This window comes from Nonomuraea antri, assembly GCF_013283785.1.
In the GTDB taxonomy this organism is placed as follows: domain Bacteria; phylum Actinomycetota; class Actinomycetes; order Streptosporangiales; family Streptosporangiaceae; genus Nonomuraea; species Nonomuraea antri.
Genome location: NZ_JABCPZ010000524.1, coordinates 1 through 1,491, shown reverse-complemented (window position 1 = coordinate 1,491; position 1,491 = coordinate 1). Strand labels below are relative to the sequence as shown.

The 1,491-nt window shown below is 73.1% G+C and carries 1 protein-coding gene and 1 pseudogene; one reads left to right on the top strand and one right to left on the bottom strand.

Features of this window, described 5'->3' with window-relative positions; translation table 11 throughout:
• Nucleotides 1-166: 166 nt before the first annotated feature.
• Entirely contained in the window at nt 167-1,045 is an 879-nt protein-coding gene (locus tag HII36_RS55115; RefSeq protein ID WP_328808332.1) for an alpha/beta hydrolase family protein, read from the top strand.
• Here HII36_RS55115 and HII36_RS55110 read toward each other — a convergent pair.
• A pseudogene (locus HII36_RS55110) lies at nt 1,035-1,491 on the bottom strand (hypothetical protein); the annotation flags it as partial. The gene HII36_RS55115 and the pseudogene HII36_RS55110 overlap by 11 nt on opposite strands.

Genomic DNA, 1,491 nt, shown 5'->3' with positions numbered 1-1,491 from the left:
CCCACCAGCCGCACCCGCACCTGACCAGCCGCCACCTGACGCTCCCCTCACCCCTGGCGGGCTCCTCGCCCCCGGCGAGACCTCCATGCACGGAGGGGCACCGTCCGGCGAGCAGGCCACGATCGCCGCACCGACGCCCAGTGGACCGCGTAGGCCTGGTGAACCGGTGCCCGAGGGATCGGCACTCGCCGTACCAGCACCTGCCGAACCGACGCCTAGCGGGCCGGTGCCCGGTGTGGTGCTGCTGGCCGGGGGCGGCCCGTTCGATCGTGATGGGACCGCCGGCCCGAACAAACCGCTGAAGGACCTCGCCTGGGGCCTGGCCGCCCAGGGCGTGGCGGTGCTGCGGTTCGACAAGGTGACGCACGCCCACGCCGCCCAGGTCGCCGCCGACCCCGGCTTCACGATGACCGACGAGTACGTGCCGCACGCGGTCGCCGCCGTCCGCCTGCTGCGGAGCCTGCCCGAGGTGGACCCGTCGCGGGTGTTCGTCCTGGGCCACAGCATGGGCGGCAAAGTCGCGCCCCGGGTGGCGGCCGCCGAGCCGTCCGTCGCCGGGTTGGTGGTCCTGGCCGGTGACACCCAGCCCATGCACCGGGCTGCCGTCCGCGTGCTGCGCCATCTCGCCGGGCCGGACCCGAGCCCGGAGGCGGCGGCCGCACTCGACGCGATCAGCGAGCAGGCCGCCGCGGTGGACGATCCCGGCCTGTCACCGGACACGCCCGCCTCGTCGCTGCCGTTCGGCCTGTCCGGTTCGTACTGGCTGGACCAGCGCGACTACGACCCGGTCGCCGCAGCTGCGGCGCTCGGCAAGCCGATGCTCATCCTGCAGGGCGGGCGCGACTACCAGGTGACCGTCGCCGACGACCTGCCGCGCTGGCGTACCGGGCTGGCGCACCTGCGAGACGTGACGATCTGCGTCTACGACGCCGACGACCACCTGTTCTTCCCTGGCACGGGCCCGTCGACGCCGGCCGACTACGGACGTCCGCAGCACGTGGACCTGGTCGTCGTGGCCGACGTCGCCGACTGGCTCACCCGCTGACCGTCCGCCGTGTTCTTCTGATCGCCACGCCGAGGGCGAGGGCCGCGTATACGCACGTCACGGCCAGTCCTGCCGGTGGCGGGAGCGGGTAGTGGCCGCCGATCAGCGACTGATCCACGTCCACGTGCGCGAACACCGGGACGCTCTGGATGATCGCGAACCCGGCGGCCGGAGTGACCGTCAGCAGCCACGGCACCAGTCCCGCGACCGCCAGCAGATGGGGCACGACGACCACGGCGATACTCAGCCCGATGGCGACCGTCGCCCGCTTGACCAGCGCGGCCAGGCCCACGGCCAGCACGGCTGCGGCCGCGGTCAGCACCCCGTAGCCGACCACCATCCGAAGTACGGTGGCCGGGGCGATCGGCTGGATCGGGTTCTGATACGCCCGCAAAATCGCCAGCCCGACCGGAACCACCACCCCCGACGCCACCAACCTGTTTCTG